This is a genomic window from Phormidium sp. CCY1219 (assembly GCF_055795085.1).
Map to the genome: position 1 here is coordinate 26,001 of NZ_JAYFEQ010000278.1, position 6,746 is coordinate 32,746.

Sequence of the window (6,746 nt, forward strand, 5' to 3'; positions counted from 1 at the left end):
GCCCCTACCAACTTTAGCTTTAACATTTAACACTCTGATGCTGGAAAACCGCGACTATACCCTCATTCTCGATAAAAGTGGCAGTATGTCCATCCCAGACCAGCGCGGCGGGAGAACCCGATGGCTGGAAGCTCAAGAATCTACCCTCGCTTTAGCTAGAAAATGCGAGGACTTCGACCCGGATGGCATCACGGTTTATGTCTTTTCGGGACGCTTTAAACGCTACGATAACGTCACCTCTGCCAAGGTCGAACAGATTTTTCGGGAAAACGAACCCTCGGGGCGCACCGATTTAGCCGGGGTTCTCCAAGATGCGCTCAACAATTACTTCCAACGCAAAGCAAGCGCCCAAAGCAAACTCAATGGCGAAACCATCTTAGTGGTCACTGACGGCGAACCGGACGATCGCAAAAGTGTAATGAAAGTCATTATTGATGCCTCTCGTCGCATTGACAAAGATGAAGAATTGGCCATCTCTTTCATCCAAATCGGCAACGACCCCGTAGCAACTCAGTTTCTCAAAGCCCTGGATGATGACCTGCAAACCGCTGGGGCTAAGTTTGACATTGTAGACACTTTAACCATTGATGAAATGGAAGAGTTTACGCTCACTGAAGTTCTCATCAATGCCATTACTGACTAACCAGATTGAGGAAAAAACCTGATGATAGAGAATCGCGATTATACCTTAATTATTGACAAAAGCGGCAGTATGTCCATCGCCGACCAACCCGGCGGCAAAACCCGCTGGAATTCCGCTCAAGAATCTACCCTAGCTCTGGCAAGACGATGTGAAGAGTTCGATCCGGATGGCATTACCGTTTATCTGTTTTCCGGTCGCTTTAAACGTTATGACAACGTGACCACCGCTAAGGTGGAACAAATTTATCAAGAAAATGAACCGATGGGTCGCACCAACTTGGCGGCGGTCCTGCAAGATGCGGTGACTAATTATTTTCAGCGCAAGTCGGCGGGTGAAACGAAACCGGAAGGAGAAACGATTTTGGTGGTTACGGATGGAGAACCAGATGACCGCCGCGCAGTGATGGAGCTGATTATTCAAGCCTCTCGCAAACTCGATCGCGATGAGGAATTGGCAATCTCTTTTATTCAAGTGGGCAAAGACCCGCAAGCCCTGCGCTTCCTTAAGGCATTAGATGATGAATTGCAAGGAGTTGGCGCTAAATTCGACATCGTAGATACAATTACGATGGAGGATATGGAAGAAGTGCCGCTGAAAGAAGTGTTGCTCAACGCGATCGTAGACTAAAAAACCCTGGGAAAACAATACAGGTGGAGAGCGAATTTCAATCGCGATCGCCCGGGGTAAACTCCCCAGGCTTTCAGTTCCCTTCACCCTCCTGAATCTAGCAACAAATCAGGAAAAAAAATAAATCCCGAAAAATCTTGACAACAGCGAGGTAAAAAAGCTATGCTAGAGAATAGAGACTATACCCTAATTCTTGACAAAAGTGGGAGCATGATGACTCCCGATGGATACGGCGGAAAAACGCGGTGGAAATCCGCAGAAGAATCCACATTTGCTTTAGCCGCGAAAGCCGAACAGTTAGACCCGGATGGAATTACGGTTTATCTGTTTTCCAGTCGATTTAAGCGCTACGAAAATGTCACCTCGGCTAAGGTGTCGCAGATTTTCCAGGAAAACGAGCCATCGGGAAGAACCGATTTGGCATCGGTGCTGCAAGATGCGGTGAATAGTTACTTGCAAAAGAAAGCCAGCGGTGAAGCAAAAAACGGGGAAACGATTCTGGTAATTACGGATGGAGAACCGGACGATCGCAAGGCAGTGATGAAGGTCATTATCGAAGCAGCACGTCAGATCGAGCGCGATGAAGAACTGGCGATTTCGATGATTCAAGTGGGCACTGACGCCCAAGCAACCCGCTTTTTAAAAGCCTTAGATGATGAGATGGAAGGGGTAGGCGCTCAGTTCGATATCGTGGATACGATATCGATGGAAGATATGGAAGAGGTGACGCTTTCTGAGGTGCTGATGAATGCAATCTCGGATTAATTACGTTCGAGAATGTAGATAGTACGAGTAGGGTGGGCATTGCCCACCATCCAGCCCAAGTAGGTTGTGTACTGCCCACCATCAAAATTAATCCAGTTGTGAATCCGTGAAAACATTAATTATTCCACCGATTGTATTCGGATACTTCCAAAATACTCTGGCAAACTGGTGGAGAAAACTAACCGATTAGGAAATCAGGAGTCAAAAGCATGGAGTCCATTGACAAACTATTGGCTGAACTGCAAGCAGAACATCAAAATGCCGACTCCAATCAGCCGGAAAAACCGCAGTCCAAGCCTCCAGCGAAACCGCCGCAACCATCGCCCCAGAATCGGCAAAAAAATGACTACAATATAGATAAGCTGTTGTCCGACGTGCAAGGGGAAGCCGAGGGCAAAACGCCACAAGCCCAGCCCCAGCCAAAACCGATCGCCTCACCCTCGACTCAGAGTGTATATGGCAGTCCGGTAGAGAGCTTATTGGGTGATGTGAAGCAGGAATTTGAAGAACGCTTGAAAGCGGAGGAGATTGAAAGAAAAGAACGAGAAAGAGAACGGGAAAGGCAGCGGGAAGAACGCAAACGGCAACAGCAAGAAAAATTGAAAGCCCGCGCCCAGGAATGGCTGAAAAATTTAGATCCGTATTCCGATGAGGGATTTTGGTTTGTGCAGTTTGCCGAGAAGTATTCCTCCAAACTAGAGGCAGCGATCGCCTATCTCAATGCCATGAACTCAGAAAATCATCCCTAAGACAGGGGTCTGATGCACAGAAATGCGGGGCAACACCGTGGCGCTGAATCTGGGGGAGCAAAAATCCCGTAGGCATCAGTTGCGAATATGCCTAGAGAAATAAATTTGCCAGATTGGCTGTCAAATTTTCACCAACCGGATTAGCATAGAGGGGTGAACGATCTCAAGTGTCCCCTAAACTCCTTAACCGAAGGCCAGTGGTTCAAATTGATTTGCGGTGCGAGTTTTCAACACTTGCCTGCCGTGCGGAACATCACGTTGGCCTATACCCTAGCTGGTGCTGACTGCATCGACGTGGCAGCAGATCCAGCCGTAGTTGCCGCTGCCAAAGAAGCGCTACAGGTAGCGGGCAACATCGCTGACGATGCCGACAAATGGGGCGATCGCAGGCCAAGCATTCTGAGAAAAAACAATCTGCCCCTGCTGATGGTGAGCTTAAACGATGGGGAAGACCCTCATTTTCGCAAAGCGCAGTTCGATGCAAATCTCTGTCCGGCAGATTGTCCGCGCCCTTGCGAACAGATTTGTCCAGCACAAGCGATTGTGTTTGACAACCCCAAGGAAGAACTGAGAATTAACAACCCACGAACGGTTAATTCGCAATCTTCAATTGAGAATTCTGTTCCCGGTGGTGGCGTAATCGAGGAACGCTGTTATGGATGTGGGCGATGCGTCCCGGTGTGTCCCCTGGGGCTAATTACGACTCGTTCGTATGTCTCGACACCGACGGCGATCGCTCCCACCGTGTTATCTAAAGGTGTAGATGCTGTAGAAATCCACACCTGTGTAGGGCGTTTGTCAGACTTCAAGCGCTTGTGGAGTTCGATTTCACCGTGGGTTGATTCATTGAAAGCGATCGCGATTAGTTGTCCCGACGGACCGGATCTGATTGATTATCTCTGGGCAATGTACGAAACGATTTCGCCCTTGCCCTGCGCCCTCATTTGGCAAACCGATGGGCGTCCGATGAGTGGCGATATTGGCATCGGCACTACCCACGCCACGGTGAAACTCGGGCAAAAAGTTTTAGCAGCAGGATTACCGGGCTACGTACAGCTTGCGGGAGGGACCAACCATCACACCGTTGCCAAACTCAAGGCAATGGGGTTGCTCAAATCCTCGGTTGCCAGCCGCCATCCCTATATTGCTGGGGTCGCCTATGGCAGCTATGCCCGGGTGCAGTTGACTTCTATCTTAGAGCAGCTCGAAGAACGCAGCGATCGGCTTTTTCAGGAGAGCGAGGTTTCTGGGGTGGCATCCCCCTTGCGCCTAGAAGATTTTCCCGATTTGCTGTGGCAAGCGGTTGATTTAGCATATTCCCTAGTCGCACCGCTGAAATTTCCGGTACAATACAAATGTAACACAAATAATACAGTGCCATGAAAAAGCCCCCGTTGATTTCCCAAACCCTTTGATTACTTGATTTGCAACGTTTCATTAATGTAGTGCTAAGTTATCGACGCCAACTAATTTATGGTCAATTCCAATGGACATCCCCCCATTGACAACCTTCACCAACCTGACTCCCAGGTTGCCGTGGAAAACGTCGCTTTAGGAAGAATGCAGGTAACCGACGATCTGAACAAATTGCTGGAGATTTTGCCAGAAAAGATTCGCGATCGCGTAGAAGGGCATCCAGCGCTCAGCAGCCTGATTGAGGTGGTGATGGATTTGGGCCGCCTTCCAGAAGCTCGCTTCGAGAACAAAGCCGAGTACCTCGGCGATACCCCCATTTCGCGCGCCGATCTCGACTACGCCATCGATCGCGTCGGTCACTTCAGCGGAGATAACCGCGCCGGAATCGAGCAAACCCTGCATCGCATCAGCGCCATTCGCAATCGTACCGGAGAAATCATCGGCTTAACCTGTCGCGCGGGGCGATCGGTTTTCGGCACCATCCGCATGATTCGCGATTTAGTCGAAAGTGGGCAATCAATTCTGATGTTGGGGCGACCCGGGGTCGGAAAAACCACAGCACTGCGCGAAATTGCCCGAGTGCTGGCAGACGAGTTAGAAAAACGGGTGGTGATTATCGACACCTCCAATGAAATTGCCGGCGATGGAGATATTCCCCACCCGGCGATCGGGCGCGCCCGTCGGATGCAAGTGGCTATGCCAGAATTGCAGCATAAGGTGATGATCGAGGCGGTGGAAAACCACATGCCAGAAGTAATCGTCATTGATGAAATCGGTACCGAACTCGAGGCCCTGGCGGCGCGGACAATCGCCGAACGCGGCGTGCAACTGGTGGGCACCGCTCACGGCAATCAACTGGAAAATTTAATCAAAAACCCCACCCTCTGCGATTTAGTCGGTGGCATTCAATCCGTCACCCTTTCCGATGAAGAAGCGCGGCGGCGGGGATGTCAGAAAACCGTGCTGGAACGCAAAGCGCCGCCGACGTTTGAAATTGCGGTAGAAATGCTCGAACGTCAGCGCTGGGTGGTTCACGAACAAGCTGCCGATACGGTGGATAGCTTGCTGCGCGGACGTCAACCGAATCTGCAGGTGCGGACGGTGAACGAAAAGGGCAAGGTCAGCATTACCAATGAACTCTATGCGCCGAGTACGGCCCAAGTTGCCGCACCGGCGTTTCGGGGCAGCAGTGGATTGCGCGGTAGCGGCAAAATGCAGCCCTTGCCTGGGCCCGAGAATTTTGCCGAACCTCGGCGCACTGCCCGCTCTCAGAAGGTGGCGGAGCAACAAACGTTTGAGCAAATGCTCAATGAGTCCTTATATCGCCACAATCCTTTGGGGGGTGGGGCTGAATATGGTGGTCTGGGCGAAATGGCTGCGCCCGGACCGAATGGAGAAGATTTGCCCCTGCATATCTATCCCTATGGGGTCAGTCGCCATCAGTTGGATCGGGTGATTCGGACCCTGAATCTGCCGGTGATGGTGACGAAGGATATTGACAGTGCAGATACGGTGCTGGCAGTCCGCTCTCATGTGAAAAATCATTCTAAGCTGCGCCAAATGGCGAAAAACCGTCAGGTGCCGATCTACACGGTCAATTCCAATAGCGTCCCGAAAATTTCTCACGCCTTGCGACGGATGCTCAATATGGAGGATATGGGCAATCTGGATGCTGCCGAACTGAGTTTGTTCGCTCAAAACGGCAACGATGACGAGATTGAGGCATTGGAAGAAGCCCGCCTCGCCGTGGAGCAAATCGTGATTCCGAAAGGACAACCTGTGGAACTGCTACCGCGATCGGGCAAGGTGCGGAAAATGCAGCACGAGTTGGTGGAGCATTATCGGTTGAAGTCTTGCAGTTTTGGCGACGAACCGAATCGCCGCTTGCGGATTTATCCCGCTTAAGAAGCGATCGCTCCGACTCAGGTTAACGGGTTGGTTTGGTACCTATCACTCTCCGGTGGTAGGTTTTTTTTGGCGGCGATTCCCCCGTTGCGGTTGACCTCGGTCTGCAAACGCCCCTCACCAGATAAGGGTGGGGCGATCGCCTAGGCCAGTCGGATTCGGTATTTTTTGCCCCAAAGTCTTTTTTATATCATTTCTGCCAGCAAAAATCAACCCCTCTGCAAAACTTTTTTTCGCCAAGTTTGACTTGACAAATGACCGTCAATACTATCTAATTTCCCCACCCCGCTCTACACCCACTACTCGCACAAGGGAGCCATCCTGCAATTTATATTATTCTTTTATCCACTTAAATTGGATATGCTTCCGATACTTTTTTGTATAAATTTTTATCGCTCGCGTCTCTCCGGGGTCTGGGGAGGCTTCGGCTTCTCAAAATTATCGAGCCATAGTATAAAATATTTGTGCTACAATTTAGTGAGTTATTTTTAGACGACGTTAGATCGATGAGGCGGGGTGTTTGACTCCAACTGTTGTTTGAGCTGTTGGTTTTCCCGCTTCAAATGTCCGAGAAGCTTGAGCGAATCGTAAAGCTTAGCCTGCATGGTGTCGATTTGTTCCTGTTGGCGCAAGAGTGCCGG

The 6,746-nt window shown here is 50.4% G+C and carries 6 protein-coding genes; all 6 read left to right on the forward strand.

Annotated features, from left to right (window positions below; all coding sequences use genetic code 11):
* Positions 1-37 precede the first annotated feature (37 nt).
* The 6 genes from AC0QH1_RS04085 (at position 38) to AC0QH1_RS04110 (ending at position 6,105) form a co-directional block, all read left to right on the forward strand.
* Positions 38-643, forward strand: a complete 606-nt coding sequence (locus tag AC0QH1_RS04085; protein ID WP_324629606.1) for a vWA domain-containing protein — start codon at positions 38-40, stop codon at positions 641-643.
* Positions 644-664: 21 nt separating this feature from the next.
* Complete coding sequence (locus AC0QH1_RS04090; RefSeq protein WP_324629598.1) at positions 665-1,270, forward strand: vWA domain-containing protein; 606 nt, start codon at positions 665-667, stop codon at positions 1,268-1,270.
* A gap of 162 nt (positions 1,271-1,432) precedes the next feature.
* Positions 1,433-2,035, forward strand: a complete 603-nt coding sequence (locus AC0QH1_RS04095) for a vWA domain-containing protein (protein WP_324629600.1) — start codon at positions 1,433-1,435, stop codon at positions 2,033-2,035.
* A gap of 209 nt (positions 2,036-2,244) precedes the next feature.
* Positions 2,245-2,784: a salt stress protein, Slr1339 family gene (locus AC0QH1_RS04100; protein WP_324629602.1), complete on the forward strand. Its 540-nt coding sequence runs from the start codon at positions 2,245-2,247 to the stop codon at positions 2,782-2,784.
* 153 nt (positions 2,785-2,937) lie between these two features.
* Positions 2,938-4,167 carry a circadian clock protein LdpA gene (gene ldpA, locus AC0QH1_RS04105; RefSeq protein WP_324629603.1) on the forward strand — a complete coding sequence of 410 codons (1,230 nt, stop codon included), beginning with the start codon at positions 2,938-2,940 and terminating at the stop codon, positions 4,165-4,167.
* A 177-nt stretch (positions 4,168-4,344) separates the two neighbouring features.
* The gene (locus tag AC0QH1_RS04110) at positions 4,345-6,105 is read left to right on the forward strand and encodes a R3H domain-containing nucleic acid-binding protein (RefSeq protein ID WP_324629607.1); all 1,761 of its coding nucleotides are present in this window, start codon (positions 4,345-4,347) and stop codon (positions 6,103-6,105) included.
* Positions 6,106-6,746 lie beyond the last annotated feature (641 nt).

Excerpts from the sequence above, each read along its gene's own strand:
- AC0QH1_RS04085 (WP_324629606.1), top strand. The coding sequence starts at position 38 with ATGCTGGAAAACCGCGACTATACCCTCATTCTCGATAAAAGTGGCAGT.
- AC0QH1_RS04090 (WP_324629598.1), top strand. The coding sequence starts at position 665 with ATGATAGAGAATCGCGATTATACCTTAATTATTGACAAAAGCGGCAGT.
- AC0QH1_RS04095 (WP_324629600.1), top strand. The coding sequence starts at position 1,433 with ATGCTAGAGAATAGAGACTATACCCTAATTCTTGACAAAAGTGGGAGC.
- AC0QH1_RS04100 (WP_324629602.1), top strand. The coding sequence starts at position 2,245 with ATGGAGTCCATTGACAAACTATTGGCTGAACTGCAAGCAGAACATCAA.
- AC0QH1_RS04110 (WP_324629607.1), top strand. The coding sequence starts at position 4,345 with ATGCAGGTAACCGACGATCTGAACAAATTGCTGGAGATTTTGCCAGAA.